This is a genomic window from Spartinivicinus marinus, assembly GCF_026309355.1.
GTDB lineage: Bacteria > Pseudomonadota > Gammaproteobacteria > Pseudomonadales > Zooshikellaceae > Spartinivicinus > Spartinivicinus marinus.
In genome coordinates this window covers 2534075-2550267 of record NZ_JAPJZK010000001.1, presented here as the reverse complement: position 1 = coordinate 2550267, position 16193 = coordinate 2534075, and the positions used below count along the sequence as shown (strand labels likewise).

11 protein-coding genes are annotated in these 16193 nt (G+C 39.7%); 6 read left to right on the top strand and 5 right to left on the bottom strand.

Translation table 11 applies throughout. From position 1 onward, the window contains the following. Positions 1-26 precede the first annotated feature (26 nt). Entirely contained in the window at positions 27-1463 is a 1437-nt protein-coding gene (locus OQE68_RS11360; RefSeq protein ID WP_180566665.1) for an aminotransferase-like domain-containing protein, read from the bottom strand. 235 nt (positions 1464-1698) lie between these two features. Between OQE68_RS11360 and OQE68_RS11355 the strand changes: the two genes are divergently transcribed. The 4 genes from OQE68_RS11355 to OQE68_RS11340 all read left to right on the top strand — a co-directional run bounded on the left by OQE68_RS11355 (position 1699) and on the right by OQE68_RS11340 (position 5466). Beyond that, positions 1699-1869: a DUF1127 domain-containing protein gene (locus OQE68_RS11355; protein WP_180566664.1), complete on the top strand. Its 171-nt coding sequence runs from the start codon at positions 1699-1701 to the stop codon at positions 1867-1869. 53 nt (positions 1870-1922) lie between these two features. Continuing rightward, complete coding sequence (locus OQE68_RS11350) at positions 1923-2531, top strand: LysE family translocator (protein WP_180566663.1); 609 nt, start codon at positions 1923-1925, stop codon at positions 2529-2531. Positions 2532-2741: 210 nt separating this feature from the next. Then, a complete protein-coding gene (locus OQE68_RS11345) occupies positions 2742-4313 on the top strand; it encodes an MBOAT family O-acyltransferase (RefSeq protein WP_180566662.1) in 1572 nt (523 codons plus the stop codon). A gap of 16 nt (positions 4314-4329) precedes the next feature. Further along, positions 4330-5466: a hypothetical protein gene (locus tag OQE68_RS11340; RefSeq protein ID WP_180566661.1), complete on the top strand. Its 1137-nt coding sequence runs from the start codon at positions 4330-4332 to the stop codon at positions 5464-5466. A gap of 14 nt (positions 5467-5480) precedes the next feature. Here the strand turns inward: OQE68_RS11340 and OQE68_RS11335 are convergent, their stop codons facing one another. Both OQE68_RS11335 and OQE68_RS30535 read right to left on the bottom strand, forming a co-directional pair. Then, a complete protein-coding gene (locus tag OQE68_RS11335; protein ID WP_180566660.1) occupies positions 5481-5738 on the bottom strand; it encodes a hypothetical protein in 258 nt (85 codons plus the stop codon). A 150-nt stretch (positions 5739-5888) separates the two neighbouring features. Further along, positions 5889-8066 (bottom strand): pilin, encoded by a 2178-nt coding sequence (locus OQE68_RS30535; protein ID WP_180566659.1) that lies wholly within the window; start codon positions 8064-8066, stop codon positions 5889-5891. A 304-nt stretch (positions 8067-8370) separates the two neighbouring features. On the opposite strand from OQE68_RS30535, the gene OQE68_RS11325 reads away from it, so the two are divergent. Continuing rightward, complete coding sequence (locus OQE68_RS11325; protein ID WP_180566658.1) at positions 8371-11241, top strand: AMP-binding protein; 2871 nt, start codon at positions 8371-8373, stop codon at positions 11239-11241. A 25-nt stretch (positions 11242-11266) separates the two neighbouring features. Here the strand turns inward: OQE68_RS11325 and OQE68_RS11320 are convergent, their stop codons facing one another. Beyond that, on the bottom strand, positions 11267-12637 hold the full coding sequence (locus OQE68_RS11320; RefSeq protein WP_219339890.1) for a YjiH family protein: 1371 nt from the start codon (positions 12635-12637) through the stop codon (positions 11267-11269). A gap of 521 nt (positions 12638-13158) precedes the next feature. On the opposite strand from OQE68_RS11320, the gene OQE68_RS11315 reads away from it, so the two are divergent. Then, complete coding sequence (locus OQE68_RS11315; protein ID WP_180566657.1) at positions 13159-13863, top strand: glutathione S-transferase family protein; 705 nt, start codon at positions 13159-13161, stop codon at positions 13861-13863. Between the two features lie 351 nt (positions 13864-14214). Here OQE68_RS11315 and OQE68_RS11310 read toward each other — a convergent pair whose 3' ends face one another. Further along, the gene (locus OQE68_RS11310) at positions 14215-16146 is read right to left on the bottom strand and encodes a helicase-associated domain-containing protein (RefSeq protein WP_180566656.1); all 1932 of its coding nucleotides are present in this window, start codon (positions 16144-16146) and stop codon (positions 14215-14217) included. Between the last annotated feature and the right edge of the window lie 47 nt (positions 16147-16193).

The window sequence follows — 16193 nt, the reverse complement described above, 5'->3', positions numbered from 1 at the left end:
CCAATGAGTGACTAGCCTGTTATTAGTCACTTATTGGTTTCCAGTTCATCTAACATTTTAAATATTTCATCACCTATTTTTTTAATAGCTGTTTCTTGGCGAGCTGATGGTTCTCCACTGTAATTGATACGAATGCAATTTCGGTATTTACCGGTAGCAGAGAATAATATTCCAGGAGCAATCTGCACATTTTGTAATGCTAAGCGTGTGTTAAGCTCAACAGAGTCAATCATTTCAGGCAATTCTATCCATAATAAAAAGCCTCCTTGAGGGTAACTGGTACGGATATTTTCCGGTAAATAACGCTTTAACCAGCCTAACATGATGTCGCGAGACTGTTTATATTGTTGGCGCATTTTCCTCAGATGACGTTCATATCCCCCTTGCGCCATGAAGTCAGCTAGTGCAAGTTGTGGTACTGTTGCTGTACAGCCGCTGGAAACGTACTTCATGTGAGTGACTAAATCACAATATCGACCAGGTGCTGCCCAACCTAAGCGAAAGCCTGGTGCAATTGTTTTGGAAAATGAGCTGCAAAGTATGACCCTGCCATCTTGGTCAAATGATTTAATTGTGTTAGATCGGGGTGTGTTGTAAGAAAGGTCGCCAAAAATATCATCTTCAATAATAGCAATATCAAAGCGTTGAGCCAGCTGATACAACTGTTTTTTTCTATTATCTGGCATGGTGTAACCCAGAGGGTTATTACAGCTGGGGGTTACTTGAACAGCGGTAATTGGCCATTGCTCAAGTGCTAGTTCAAGTGCTTCAATACTAATACCTGTTTCTGGGTGGGTTGGAATTTCTAACACCTTTAATTGTAATGATCTAAGAGTCTGCATAGTGCCATAGAAACTGGGTGAGTCTACAGCAACAACATCGCCCGGTTTGGTGGTGACTCGAATACTAATGGATAGGGCTTCCTGACAGCTGTTAGTGATAATGATGTCATCTGGATGTAACTGACAGCTAGAATGCATCATCTGTCGGGCAATTTGAACTCTGAGTGCTTCTAGACCATTCAACTCCTCCTGACTCCTACCAAGGTTATCCACATCTCGGGTAAGGCTTGCCATGGTTCTTAATAGTGGCTGTAGGGTAGCTGTATGATAGTCAGGTAGTGCTCTGCCCAAAGTAATCAAATCTTCACCATGCCGATTATGGCTGGTTAGGAGGTCTAAAACCTGATGCCATTGAGAGACATCAATTGGGCGTTGAATAGGACGACTGATCTCTGGCAACTTAGGTGGGCTATTTTGTTGGCGTACATAGTAGCCGGATTTAGGTTTTACCTCGACAATTCCTTGGTCTTCTAGTAGTCGATATGCCTCTTGAGCAGTAGAAATGCTGATACTATGATTTTTGCTCAAGCACCTAATGGAGGGGAGCTTAGTCCCGACTTGATAGTAGCCTTGGCTGATTTGTTGGCTTAGCTCCTCAGCCACTTTTTCATAGAGCTTCATAGCATCACCCAATAGATCTCTTCCATAACACGATCAGTACACTTTAATAGTACAGAATAAAAAAACAGTACAGATTAGACACAATAGTAACAGTACAGAAAGAGCTTGTCTTTATCTGTACTGCTATAAATAAAAATATTTGAATCTGTAATGATTTTTTGGGAAGCCTTACTATTTTAAACACCCAGCAAAGGGATATCTCAGTCTAAAAGCTTATAGCTTCGAGGAGAGCGGTATGAAAGTAAGAGCGTTTTTTCGCCATCTCCCTGATCACTTGGGTTGCTGGCAGCATCGTTTACGAACCCGAAAACAACTATTGCAACTAGACATGCATGAATTGCAAGACTTGGGAATTTCTAAGCAACAAGCCGTTGTGGAAGGAAGTAAACCTTTCTGGAGGCATTGATGCAAATAGTCTGCTTGTGGTTTTTACTCTGCTTTTAAAGGGGGACAAGTAAAATGATTTTTATTATTAGTTGGTTGGCCGTAATGTTCCCATTGGTATTTAGTCCAGGCCCAGCAAACATAATGTTTGCTGCAAATGGAGCGAATGTCGGGTTAAGAAAATCGTTTCCTTTAATGTTAGGGGTAGATTCTGTTGTACTGATTAAATCCATTCTCGTTGGTGTAGGGCTTGGTTCTACACTAGCTGTTTATCCCGAAGTCATCGCATATTTTCAGGTTATAGGCTCATTGTATATTTTTTGGTTAGCGATGAAATTCATCAAGCCTCTAAATGAGACAACTTCAACACAAGCAAGCTACTTTGGATTTAAAGACGGTATCATTTTACAGCTATTCAACTCTAAAGGCTGGTTGATGGTTATATTGATGTTTACCCTATTTACTGATCAGTCAGCAGAAGAGTATGGGGAATATGGCATAGCGATCATGATTGTCATGTTGTCTGGGCTAAATATCCTGACTCACATTGTTTGGATTGGAATGGGTGCATTAATAATAAAACTAATTACTAAGTCAAGTTATTTACAATATGTAAACTACAGCTTTGCATTAAGCCTGATATTGGTTGGTTTATGGCTTCAATCAGAGGTATGGTTTGGGTAGTTTACACTAGGTGATTTATATAAGGTAATAACTTTTTTCCATTTATCTTCTGACTGTGTTACTTTTTCTTGATGTAGGTCTACTATGCCTGCGGAAAAGTGCTCTGCCAGAAAATAAATGGCTTTTAATTACACATGGAGCACTAGCGATTAGTATGCAGTCGCAAACAGTAAACTTTTAATAGCAGTAATTAATTCAAGGAATGATGTAGTGCTGTTCAACTCATTTGAATTTCTTTTCTTGTTCTTGCCTATCACATTATTTAGTTATTTCTTTATTGTAAGGAAGTATTCACTTGAATATGGTTTGGCAGTACTGGTATTTGCATCTTTATTTTTTTATGGATTCTGGAACCCCGCCTATCTACCACTAATTCTGTTTTCAATTGTATTTAACTATTACATTGGAAAACGGCTAAGTAAGGTTGTTAATAACAAAAGCCGACATCAAAGGTCAAAGAGGTTACTTAGCTTTGGTATTTGCATTAACCTTGGCCTGCTTGGCTACTTTAAGTATGCAAACTTTTTTGTTGAAAATATCAATCTAATGTTAACCACACAGTGGAATATAACCAATATCGTATTACCACTTGCTATTTCATTTTTCACATTTCAACAAATTGCTTACTTAGTGGATACATGGAAAGGAGAGACAAAGGAATACAGTTTTTTGCATTACTGTCTGTTTGTTTGTTTTTTTCCACAGTTAATTGCGGGGCCGATTGTTCATCATAAACAAATGCTACCTCAGTTTTTACAGCCAGAGAATCTTAAGCCTCAGGCAGCAAACATTGCCATTGGCATTACCATATTTGCTATCGGCCTGTTCAAAAAAACGGTTATAGCTGACAACCTGTCTCTTTATGTCAGCCCAGTATTTGATAGTAGTAACTTAACTGAAAAAATTGACTTTTTTACAGCCTGGGGGGGCGCATTAGCTTATACACTACAGTTGTATTTTGACTTTTCTGGCTACTCTGAAATGGCTATTGGGTGTGCGAGACTATTTGGTGTTAAGCTTCCTATCAATTTCTTTTCCCCTTATAAATCAATCAGCATTGTAGAGTTTTGGCGGCGTTGGCATATTACACTGTCTCGTTTTTTAAGAGATTATCTTTATATTGCGTTTGGTGGCAACCGCCATGGTAAAATTAGACGCTATACCAATCTATTTATAACTATGGTGCTGGGTGGTCTTTGGCATGGAGCTGGCTGGACCTTTATTGTCTGGGGATGTTTACATGGTTTTTATTTGATTGTTAACCATGCTTGGTCACACTTGCAGAAAACACTTAACCTTTCCATACAAAAATATAAAGCGTACCATCTGTTTAGTTGGCTACTCACACTATTAGCGGTGGTTGTGGGGTGGGTCTATTTTCGTGCCCCTACTATTGAACAAGCTAATATTATTCTCTTTGCTATGATTGGGGGGTATGGTGCTAACTTACCATCAGGTATCCATGCTCGGTTAGGTGAATTCACTCATTGGCTTACAGCAATAAATGTTGGTACCTCACAAGGGGGTGGTAAACAACTAGTCTTAAATGCAGTCTGGGTTATAGGAGCCGCAATAATTGCGCTGAAAGCACCCAATGTAGTGGAAGTATTTTCAACAAAAGAAAAAATTTCTTGTGACACCACTATCCCTTTTCAGATTGGCCACAAGTGTTGGTATCAGTGGGATTATAATAATCGCTGGATTGCCCAAACAGCCATGATGCTGATTTTTGGTATTTTAACCTTTACCCAGACATCTGAGTTTTTATATTTCCAGTTTTAACAAGGAAGCTCTAATCATGAATGCAAAGCAATACTTAAGCAAAGTTCTCTGGCTAGGTGGCTGTTTAGCTTCGATGGTTATATTATTTAACTGGCTTGTTGACCCTTATCTGTTATTTGGTACCCCAAGAATATCAGGTCTTAACTATTATAAGGCTGATATTAATAACTATGTTCGTGTTACAAAAGCCTATCAACCATCTAAAATGTCGTGGGATACTTTAATAGTTGGAAACTCTCGTGTTGAAATGGGACTTGACCCAACCCACCAATGTTTTCAGGGGCGACAAGTCTATAACCTGGCTGTACCAGGTGCGAGTATAAAAATGCAATTGCATTATGCCCTAAATCTTATTTATCAAAAAGATATTAAAGAAATTTATCTGGGTGTTGATTTTACCGATTTTTTAATCGGTCAGGTGGAATATGATAATCAACAAAAAGAGGATCGTTTATATACAGTTCAAAGAATGAAATATACGAAGAATGGTGATAGAAATACAATTTATCAGTGGCAGTATCTAATAGATAACTATCAATCACTGTTTACTTTGAATGCATTATTTAGCAGTTTCAAAACGGTTATACAACAAATACCTACAGCTAGTGATCGAACTAACAATGGTTTTAATCCAGCGCGAGACTATTTAACTGTGATTAATACAGAGGGAGCTGTGGCTTTGTTTTCTCAAAAACTACCGCAGCTTGATGTTCGCCTCAGTCGCCCAACATACTTATTTGATAAGGCTGGAAACCGCTCAAATAAATTTGATGAGCTAGCTGCATTTTTACAGATAACTAAGCAAAGAAAGATAAAGATAAATATATTTACTAACCCATTCCACAATAATTATTGGAACTTAATTAATAAATATAACCACACGACTAACTATCAACAATGGCAACAAATGTTGCTTGACGTATTAGAAGTGTCAAAACACCCTTTCTTAGCGTTTTGGGATTTTGCTAATGATCGTAGGTTTGGTAATGAACAGCCAACTATGGTGAAAACTAAAGGTGAAGCTCTGCAGTGGTTTTGGGAGCCGTCGCATTACCGGAAATCACTTGGAGACATAATGCTTAATGTGATGAACCAACCAAATTGTAATATTGCTAGTGAACAGTTTGGAGCGCAACTAATGGTTAGTTCTTGAGTATAAATGTAAATTTATCTGTCTGAACCAATGGCAAAAGTAACCGCCTGGGCATCAGTAATATTGGGACTGTTGCCTATTTGAGTTGAACGTTTTTGTTCAAAATACTCTTCAAGATTAAGATATATTGCCAGTGCTGCACCAATAACAGGAACTAGCCAGATAAATAAAATTTGATATAAACGACGTTGTTTAATTTCGAAATAAGTTTTAGCTACTACAAAAGTAGCGTAAACATTAGCTGTAAAAATAAGTACAGCAATAACAACCATGAGATAAATTCCTAAATATTCCACAAAATACCTCATAATGATCAAAGATAGTTTATTATGACCTGAGTAGATATTAATTGCAAGATTGACTAAAAACCAAGAGAATGCTAATCAAGTCATACAGAAAACGGGCCGTAGCCCGTTTTTCTTCTATCGACAAGCTATAGGTAAATATACATTTTTTATCTCATCGCTGGAGCACTGCCAGTATAAATCACCTGTCGACTCATCCTGCTGAGCAGTAAATTGTAATGTTAAACCATGAAGCTTCTCATCCATCTTTTCACCACCAAGATTAATAAATATATTACCTTGATTAACCTCAATAGAGGTAATGTAGTCAGATTGATAGTCAGTTGCTGGTAATATTTGCCCTGTTCCATTTGTCACTTCTATTAACGGAGTACCTTCGGCAATTAAGCGACGAATGTCTTGTTGAACCGGTTGAACAGAATGATATGCGCCTGATACTTGAGAACGAAGTGTGTAATCTTGATAAGCTGGTATTGCCACTGCGGCTAGTATACCTATCATGGCAACAACTTTGTAATCACCTACATAAAGTAAATCGAGAATACTTTGCTCAAAGCTAAACTCTAATGCTAGGTAGTTTTCATTAAAATCCAGATTAACTCCAAGACTACCTTTGTCGGCAAAACCAAGTTGGCCTGCATGAGGTAATGAGAAAATGTCTACTTGCGCACCACTAATATCAGCCAATATGTTGAGTAGCTGTATATATACATGATAAGACGTCCGAGATAACTTTACTTTTGAAGTAGAGTACCCTAAAAATGCGCTGGATAAGTCTTGTTTCTGGAATTGAGTTAACCACTCGCCAATATTATTGATGTCTTTTCTGCTGGCTCGCTCTATTAATGGCTGTGGTACAGCAGAGAGGACCATGTATCCACTATCTTCAATCCAATAGTAATGGGTTTTTAATTGAGCAACAATTTCCCCTAGTACAGGAGACTTTTGACTTATAGTGTTGCTCCATTTATCGAGGTTCATAAAAGGTGTTGAGATATGTTTTACCGTAATCCCATTTTTTGTATGTTCTTGATAATCTATCCATTTTTTCTGTTGCGCATTATTGATTAACTGTTTTAATTGATCAGGTTTGCTTAATCTCACGGCAATAAAGTCACTTACCTCGTCAGAAAAATAAATGACTTCCGGCCCAAGTATTGAAAGTAATTGCTCAATAGAAAAACCAGTTTGTTTTTTAAACTCGTCTTTAGCTTTGAAATATTCTGGAGATGAGCCTTTAACCATTACAGTTGTTGCTTCAATTTGTCTGTATTGGGCTTCTGTGGGTAATGATAAAATACCAATAGAGTCAATTTCACCTCTAGCTGAAAGATCAAAACGATTTTTAACGCTAGGTAAATAAGCCCTAAAACCTGCTACCGGCATTTCTGCGACAACTTTTAAACGGGTTTTATCAGAGCTTGCCCCATAGCCAAAGGCTAATGCATTAACTTTGTCTAGCCCAGACATTTTTAACCCTGTTAGTTGTTCAGGTGACATGCTTTTCTGGGCAATAGGAAAAATAAGCTTAGCATTAATGTAACCAAATAAACCCTTACCACTGGTATCCATATTCGCTTCAACTGCATACATCGGGTGCTCTTTGACTATTACCAGGCTCTTTAACATATTTTTTAGCTTATCTGGCTGGGCTCCCATCGCTGCAATTAATTGAAAATTGCCTGTTTCAGCATTGAATTGAAATTGTCCATTTACTCCCATGGGGGCAAATTGAATGCTGCCATTTCCTTGTGCATCAATTTTGTCAATAATCTGAAGCATTGACTGTTGTTGTAATAACTGAGTAAAGCTAGCTTCAAATTCTGCTACCTGTTTAAAATCAAGCTTGGTCGCCACCACTACATAAGGCATCATTGGATTGTCGGAATTATTTAATACAGCTGCTTCAAATGGTCCGTTTATATGTTTAATTAATAATGAAGCAACAGGTTTAACAGCATCCTCCATTTTACTAATGATGTTTTTATATAGCCCTTGTTGGATGATTTTTAGTTGAGCTACATGTTGCTCGTTACCTTGGGCATATTTGAAACCACTTTCAACATCAGCAAATAAAAACCATGCATTGGGTACTCGTAGGTAAGCCAAAGCATCTATTGGTAGTTGGGCTCTTAACCAACTTTTTTCCGTAAAGCTGGCTAACTTAAGTTGCACTTTTTGAGGAGAGCTTGCTGGTTTACTTACTATTGTTTGGTCGCTATCTGAGCATCCGGTCAAAATACCAACAAATAAAAGTAAAATAGTTAGGTGTTGGCGCATATTATTCTCTTTCATGCTTTAGTCATTTTTCAATACTTTGATGAAATCAAAGAACTTAATGAATTATATACCTAATATGAGGGTATAGCGGCAGGTATCATACTGCTACTAAAAGTAAAAATTGAGTAAACTAGAATATTAAATTTTTTTCGTTTAATAAAAACAAAATTACTCTGTTTTTATTTATTAATTTTGTATTAGTTTTCTGAGAGAAAACTATAACTTTTATTTCATGAGATCAGAATGTTCGCTTTGCAACCAGCCCTTTCCCAAAAAACAAGCTTTCGCGTTGCATTGAAAGACCTATTACACTTTCAGAATGACTGGTGAGTTTGAAACCGAAAGACATGAATTGCATGACGGTACAGATGATAATTTAGCACCAGCATTGCTGCGAATTGCTGGTGAATTAGTAGAAGAGCTGCACCCCCATCAGGGACGTTTGCAACATGTCACATTAGACTGCGACCTGGATCGAGACTTGGGCCTCGATAGTTTGGGAAGGGCTGAGTTGATTTTGAGGCTTGACCGGGCTTTTAAGGTGCACTTGCCAGATGAGCTACTCAGCAGCGCAAGTTCCCTGCAGGATATGCTGGCCGCACTTAAAATGGCCACGCCAGGTACAAGAAGGTGGAGCAGAGATGAAATACCCATCAGTCTGCCGCAGATTAATGAACCAATAACTGCAACAACACTTCTTGATGTCCTCTGCTTTCATGCAACTACCCACCCACAGCGCCCTCACCTGAAAATTTGGCAAAGTGAAGCACTAGAGCAAAGTTTAACCTATGGTGCACTACATAAGGCTGCACTCAAAATTGCGAAAGGGTTAGTAGAGCACGGTTTAGAGCCAGGAAGCCGGGTTGCTATGATGCTTGCAACCCAGCCTGAGTTTTTCGAGTCGTTCTTTGGCATTCTATATGCCGGTGGTGTGCCTGTGCCACTTTATCCACCCTTTAAAAAGTCGCAAGTTGAAGACCATTTGCGTCGTCAGGCAAGCATTTTAGCCAATGCAGAGGCAACTATCCTTATTGTTGATAATGAATTGCGCGGGGTAGGCACATTGCTTTTTGGGTTGGTAGCAAGCCTTCAGCACATCAGCACCGTTGATGGTTTGACTGATAAAGGTTGTCTCGATGTACCGATACTTGTTAACACGAAGGCAACGGCTCTGATCCAATATACATCTGGCAGCACAGGAGACCCAAAGGGTGTGGTGCTCACCCATGCTAATCTATTGGCCAATATCCGTGCTATGGGGGATGCATTGGAGGCTAGCTCAACAGATGTTTTTGTGAGCTGGCTGCCTCTGTACCACGATATGGGGCTGATAGGGGCTTGGCTGGGTTCATTGTATTTAGGAGCCCTGGCTGTGATTATGTCCCCCCTCGCCTTTTTGGCAAAACCATCCCGCTGGCTGCATACCATCTCCCTTCACCGGGGTACTTTGTCAGTAGCACCAAACTTTGCTTTTGAACTGTGCTGTAAAAGTATGCAGGGTGAGGATATGGAGGGGCTGGATCTCAGTTCTTTGCGAATTATGCTTAACGGTGCGGAGCCTGTCAGTGCAGCAACAATTGACCGCTTTAGTAAACGCTTTGCTCCCTACGGGTTTCGTCCAGAAGTGATGATGCCGGTTTATGGACTTGCTGAAAACTCAGTTGGACTGGCCTTCCCTCCTTTGAAGCGAATACCGATTGTAGATTATATCGAACGGACTGCACTTACTCATCGAGGCATTGCAGTACAAGCAGCATCAGAAGACTCAAGTGTTATTAGCATTGTGGCTTGCGGACGGCCTTTAGCCGGGCACCAGATACGCATAGTTGATGATTCAGGTGCTGAGTTGCCTGATCGAGTGCAGGGGCGATTGCAGTTTAAAGGTCCTTCAGCCACTACTGGATACTTTAGAAACCAAGCAAAAACCTCAGCACTTTTATCTGGTGACTGGCTGGAAAGTGGTGATTTGGCATACATGGTTCAGGGAGATGTGTATGTTACTGGCCGGGTCAAGGACATCATTATTAAAGCTGGCCGCAATATTTACCCCCATGAGATTGAAGAAGCAGTTGGCCAGCTGGAAGGAGTACGTAAGGGATGTGTTGCTGCAGTGGCAAGTGCCGATCCTCGCTCAGGTACGGAACAGTTGGTGTTGGTAGTTGAAACACACTTTACAGATGAAACAGCACTTGCTGAACTACGCCAGGCAATCAATGAAGCTTGTGCTGCATTACTCGACGTATCACTGGATGTAGTCGAGCTGGTCCCACCTCGCACGATACCAAAAACATCAAGCGGTAAGATCCGCCGTGCTGCTACAAAAGAACTGTATGAAACAGGAGTATTGAGAGCAAAGCCAAAGTGGTTGTGGCTACAGCTGTTTGCTCTGGTTGTTTCTGGCTTAGGGAAGCGGGCTCGGCGTAGCGGGCAACATGTGTGGGCGTTGTTATATGCAGGCTATTGGTGGCTTGTGCTTGGTTTGGCTGTTGCCGTTGTGTGGGGGCTGGTTATGGCCTTGCCCGTACGGCGCTGGCGGCACTTCGTGGTTCATACGATGGCTCGACTTTTTTTCTGCTTGGTAGGTATACGACTTAGGCTCAAAACAGAAAGAGCTATTCCTAAAGAAAGGGTGATCTTGGTTGCCAACCACTCAAGCTATCTGGACTCGCTTGTTATATCAGCGACTATCTCAGGAGAGATTACTTTTGTTGCTAAAGCAGAGCTGTCGAAACAGGCTTTCTCAGGCCCCTTTCTCCGTCGGCTGGGGGTGTTATTCGCCCATCGAACAGAAGCGGCTGGCGGCGTGGAAGATACCAAGCGACAATGCCAGGCTGCACGGGCAGGAGAACGTATAATTTCTTTTCCAGAAGGTACTCTGACTAGAATGCCTGGTTTGTTAGCTTTCCATCTGGGTGCTTTCCATGTTGCAGCTCAGGAAAATTTGCCTGTTGTACCTATTACAATAGGCGGCACACGCTCTATTTTACGTGATGGCCAATGGTTTCCACATCGTTGCAGCATCACTGTTGAGATTGCTGAGCCGGTGATGCCTGATGGAAGCGATTTTGCTGCGAGTGTAAGGCTGCGAGATGCAGTACGGGCAGTTATGCTTGAGCGGTGCGGTGAGCCAGACCTCGCCAAGGAACAGGTTTTGATGCCATCGCCACCAAGCAATAGCTCAAAACACTGATACCTCAAGCTTGCATGTACTCATTTTAGAAAATAAGGTGAGCCACCCCTGCAATGACAGGCAGTGTTACCAGGGTTCTTAACAAGAACACGATAAATAATTCCCATAAAGAAACAGGAATACGGCTAGCCAATAACAATGCACCCACTTCAGACAGATATATCAATTGAGTGACAGACATTGCTGCAATAACAAACCGAGTCATTTCGCTTTCAATGGAAGCGGCAAGTATTGATGGAATAAACATATCGGCAAAACCAACCACTATTGTTTTAGAAGCTGCCACTGCTTCAGGTATTTGTAGTAGCTCTAAATAAGGCAGAAACGGTTTTCCTAACCATTCGAATACTGGCGTATGTTCAGCAACAACTAACGCTAATGTGCCTACAGCCATTATTACGGGTAATAAGCCAAACACTAAGCTAATAACATTATTGAAGCCATCTATGAATACTTTTTTGAAGCTGGTAATGGAATTAGCTTTTTGTAAAGCTTGTTCAAAGCCCCAAGAGATCAGGGTATAGCCTTCTGGTACTATGGCTTCATTTTTGTCCTTTTCACTACCATCAATATAGTGGTCTTTTTTCCAGCATAATGGCGGTAAGCGAGGAACAATCACTGCTGCAACGAAGCCTGCTAAACATACAGTTAAATAAAAATGCAAAAACAGGTGCTCTAGCTTAACTTGAGCAATCACAATTAAACTAAAAGAAATCGAAACAGCAGAAAACGTTGTGGCAATAACCGTCGCTTCACGCTGGGTATAATGACGGTTTTCATACTGTTGGTTGGTTAATAAAATACCAACGGTGCCATCGCCCAACCATGAAGTCATACAGTCGATTGCTGAGCGACCAGGTAACTTGAAAAGAGGCTTCATTATTACAGTCAACAAGGTGCCTAATAATTCAAGCAGCCCAAAGTTGACTAATAATGGTAGCAATAACCCTGCAAATATAAAGACGGATAACAGTGTTGGCAGTAAATCATTTAATACCAACCCTCCCGTAGCATCACTATACAATATGTCGGAGCCTGTTTTTAAGAAAACAAGAATAATAAAAACAGCCCCCAAGAAACGCATGGCGAGCCAAAACCAAGATTCATTAAATAATGCATTTAAAAAAGGGTTACGGGTAATTAGAGCAGGTTTTAATGTTTTAGTGATAAGACTGATAATGGCAGATAAAGCCACCAAGCAAGTAATCAATAAAGTAGCATTATCACCAAGCGCAGCTTTTATACTTTTTGCTAGAATCGCAACAGGGATGGTAAGGCCATCCTGGTAAGCCACAGGTGTCATAAACAACAAAATCCCTAATAAAGAAGGGATCACAAAAACTAATATATTTCTTAAGTTAAATAACTCATTTCTTGATAACACTTGCTCTTGCATGCAGAATTCTCTTATATATTTTCTCAGCTATACTGATAGTAATTGGTACTTACCTTTCACACAGATTGTAAAGCTTTCCAGATAACTCACTTAACCCATACTTTCTGAAAAGCGACCTCCTTTTTAGACACTGACTTACCTAGGGCAAATGAAGCATCTATACCATTAGTATTTTCTGGCAAACGCATTCTAGAGGTTTTGATTTTGCAAATCTACAAGACTGTATTTATGTCCTTCAGCAAGTAGCTTTCTGCTTAGTAGAGTATTGTCAGCAAGCTACCCCTCATTCTTTTTGGATAAAAATTAATCATTTGGCTGTGCATTGTAATACATCTACTTGGCTAAACAGAGTGGTTCAATCTGGAGGTGTGTGACTAGAAGCCTTAGTGCTGATCAATGTTTCTGGTTGTGACAGCTTACTGACTAAAATAAAAAGCTGCTGACACATTGCTGTCAGTAGTAGTGACCTATAGTTTTATCATTAATGAATGTTCTATGGAAAATGTAGGGGGACTTGGCAAATGGTGAAGTTATATGGTTTTGGAAGTGGGTTTGGGGTAGTAGATCCAAGCCCGTTTGTATTAAAAGTGGATGCTTACTTAAGAATGTCTGGTATTAAATTTGAGACAGTATCAAGCATAGAAAACTTGAAAAAAGCACCCAAAGGCAAACTTCCCTTTATCGAAGATGATGGAAAGGTGGTTGGCGACTCTTACTTTATTATTGAGTATTTAGGGAAAAAATATCAGTCAACACTAGATCAATGGTTATCCGATGAACAAAAAGCAATAGCGCATTTGGTGTCAAAATCATTAGATGAAAATTTTTACTGGTGTATCGTCTATTCTCGCTGGATGTGTGAGGACACATGGCCAATTCTTAAGAAAGCTTTTTTTAGTTCAATGCCATTTCCTCTTAAACAAATATTGCCATCAATTCTTCGTAGTGGTGTTAAAAAATCGTTAAACAAACAGGGGTTAGGAAGACACTCAAACGATGAAATTCAGCAAATATACTCACACTCGTTAGCAAGCTTATCAGCCATGCTAGGTGAAAAATCCTATTTTCTAGGTGATAAACCTTGTTCGCTGGATGCTAGTGCCTATGCATTTTTAGCTGAGTGTATTTTAGTTGAAATCGATAATGACTTTAATAAAATCGCACGTCGTTTTGATAACCTGGTGGGATATTGTAAACGAGTACAGGATGAGTTTTATAAAAATTGATTAAAATAAGCTATCCGGAAAGCTTATTGACAATAAGTTAAAAGTCGCTTTTAAGTTCACCTTTTATGTTGAGTAGCAGTATAGTGAGTGTGGTATACCCGTCGCGAATCATTTTTAGGTTTTGTTATCAGTCGTTCCTCACCCCAATCACCTATTAATATAGGCTCATGGGGCTTCGTCACTGGCCTCACCTAAAAACCCTTCGCATTGGGTATATATGCCTTTTCCCGAGCGTGCAACCACTTATCTTACAAATTTATTATTAAAAATATTATGGTTATGTTGCTAAATAAATATTGATGGCTAATGCTTTATAAAGAAATGCTAAGACGGTTATCTAATATTATTTTTTTAATCACAAGTCATTCCATAACCCAATTTACGAAGCGCTTTTTTAAAAGCCTCTTCTGCGCCTGATTTAACTACCAGGTGATGTTCACCAGCAAGCATACAAAGTTTTTGGGTGTGCTTATGTTGAGCAACAGCATTGGCTATTTTGGCATCGGCACACTCAATTAGTATGGCTGGTCCTTTTAAAGTGAGGGATTGTGCCTGACGTTCAACTTTAGCAATAAGCCCTTCAACGGTTTCTGGCAGCGGTTGATCATCACCTTTTGTTAGAAATGTTTTTAATTCAGCAAGCTTATGACCACTTTCAACTGCTGCAAGCATTTTTTCTTGGCTAAGTCGCCATTGTTGGTCTGATAATTTTTCTGCATAGGTTTCTAGCAATAATGCTTGATCAGTTGACAGTTTTTCGGCTGTTGTTACCTGCAAATTAGGTAAAACGGTCAGTTTTACTCCTCCTTCAGCCTGACTTTGCTCATAGGTGGCAGTCAGTCCAAGGCAGTAGGCGCCTAATGGATTAAGTCGAAAATATATCAATCCATCATAGCGGCTTAAATAATCTAGGTCATCGGCTCCCCAAAGCTTACTATAATCGCTTTGGACATCCTGGGGACTGATATAGGCAACATCTATTAAGCCCAGTGTTGCAGCGTATTCAAATAAAAAGCATAAAATATAACGCCCTTGAAGGATGTGCCAATCATGATAACCACCGTGTGCTAGGTTACCGTAATTAGGGTCTTCTATATATAAATGCCAGGGATCACGAATCACTTCAAAGTTATAATTTAATGCTTGCATAAAACGAGAAAAATCGTCAAATGCAACCCATTCATTTACTGGGCACTGTCGCAGAACTTCTACGATAACAGAACGACGCTCACTGACTGCTGTCATTGAGCGCTTACCTTTCCCTTTTTGACCTTTAATTGCATTAATTCGATTAAATTCATCTGTCAGCTTAGATTTAAGCCAACGGCTCCAAATCAGTTTTAGCGTGTCAGCAGGAGATGAAGTTAAGGCTTTTTGTCCTGACTTTGTTAATGCTAATTTGCCACCTTGTAATTCAGTCAATTTAGATGCTTGTAACATTAAAGGCCAAGCTAATGATTTAATAGGGCCTATATCATTTGCAAATGCTTCTTCTGGATCTTGCCAGTTAAAAAAATCACCTTCTCGAAGTACATTAGTAATGGCTTTTGTTGTTGCTTTAGAAGGCAAAAAGGTTTTATTACTCACACTCAGTTTACCCTGGCTAGTCAAACGTAATAAAGTTTGAATATCTTGGGTCGCTGCTTTTTCCGTGTGACACTGGATAAGTGGAATCTCAACAACCGAGGTATGCACCTTTGGCTGTTTGGTAGGCATTTGATAAACAGATTTTCTAGTAACAATGGTAATACCTTCGTCATCATCAGCAAGTTCGTAGTCTTTTTGTTCGTAGCTATATGACTCTGGTAATTCATTTTGGCTTTTAAGCGTTGTTGCCTCAGGTTTAGGTACAAATTGACGTAACTCTTGCTCTAACTCTGCGGGTATTATGGTTGCATAGTTACTATAACGGGCATCACTATAAATAAACAACCGAAGTAACGTAGGTATACTACTACTGTAGCCCCATTTATTTTTGCCTTCAGTATCAAATGTTGGCAAACCACCATATTTGGCTGCAAACTGAGCAGGCTTGAAGGCACCATAGGTATAAAGTGTTTCGCTCACTGCTGTCTGTTGCAAGTGGTCTAACTGGCTCCAAAGTTTTTTTAATTGCTCGCCTTGTAAGTACTGCTTAACTAGTGTTACCAGATCACCTTTCCTAGTTGGTATATTTTTAACCGGTAATAAATTCAAGAGATTTTTTAAATCATCAACAGTTAATAGATTTAGAGTATCTAAAAGGGGTAAAGCAGAATATTCGTATTGATTGAGCCGAGTCATATCATTGCACCCTGTGGTAGCTGGTTAGCAATATAAAATTGTGAAAA

What these genes read in the sequence shown, in the direction of transcription:
- OQE68_RS11360 (WP_180566665.1), bottom strand. Translation starts at nt 1,463, where the DNA reads ATGAAGCTCTATGAAAAAGTGGCTGAGGAGCTAAGCCAACAAATCAGC.
- OQE68_RS11355 (WP_180566664.1), top strand. Translation starts at nt 1,699, where the DNA reads ATGAAAGTAAGAGCGTTTTTTCGCCATCTCCCTGATCACTTGGGTTGC.
- OQE68_RS11350 (WP_180566663.1), top strand. Translation starts at nt 1,923, where the DNA reads ATGATTTTTATTATTAGTTGGTTGGCCGTAATGTTCCCATTGGTATTT.
- OQE68_RS11340 (WP_180566661.1), top strand. Translation starts at nt 4,330, where the DNA reads ATGAATGCAAAGCAATACTTAAGCAAAGTTCTCTGGCTAGGTGGCTGT.
- OQE68_RS11335 (WP_180566660.1), bottom strand. Translation starts at nt 5,738, where the DNA reads ATGGTTGTTATTGCTGTACTTATTTTTACAGCTAATGTTTACGCTACT.
- OQE68_RS30535 (WP_180566659.1), bottom strand. Translation starts at nt 8,066, where the DNA reads ATGAAAGAGAATAATATGCGCCAACACCTAACTATTTTACTTTTATTT.
- OQE68_RS11325 (WP_180566658.1), top strand. Translation starts at nt 8,371, where the DNA reads ATGACTGGTGAGTTTGAAACCGAAAGACATGAATTGCATGACGGTACA.
- OQE68_RS11320 (WP_219339890.1), bottom strand. Translation starts at nt 12,637, where the DNA reads ATGCAAGAGCAAGTGTTATCAAGAAATGAGTTATTTAACTTAAGAAAT.
- OQE68_RS11315 (WP_180566657.1), top strand. Translation starts at nt 13,159, where the DNA reads ATGGTGAAGTTATATGGTTTTGGAAGTGGGTTTGGGGTAGTAGATCCA.
- OQE68_RS11310 (WP_180566656.1), bottom strand. Translation starts at nt 16,146, where the DNA reads ATGACTCGGCTCAATCAATACGAATATTCTGCTTTACCCCTTTTAGAT.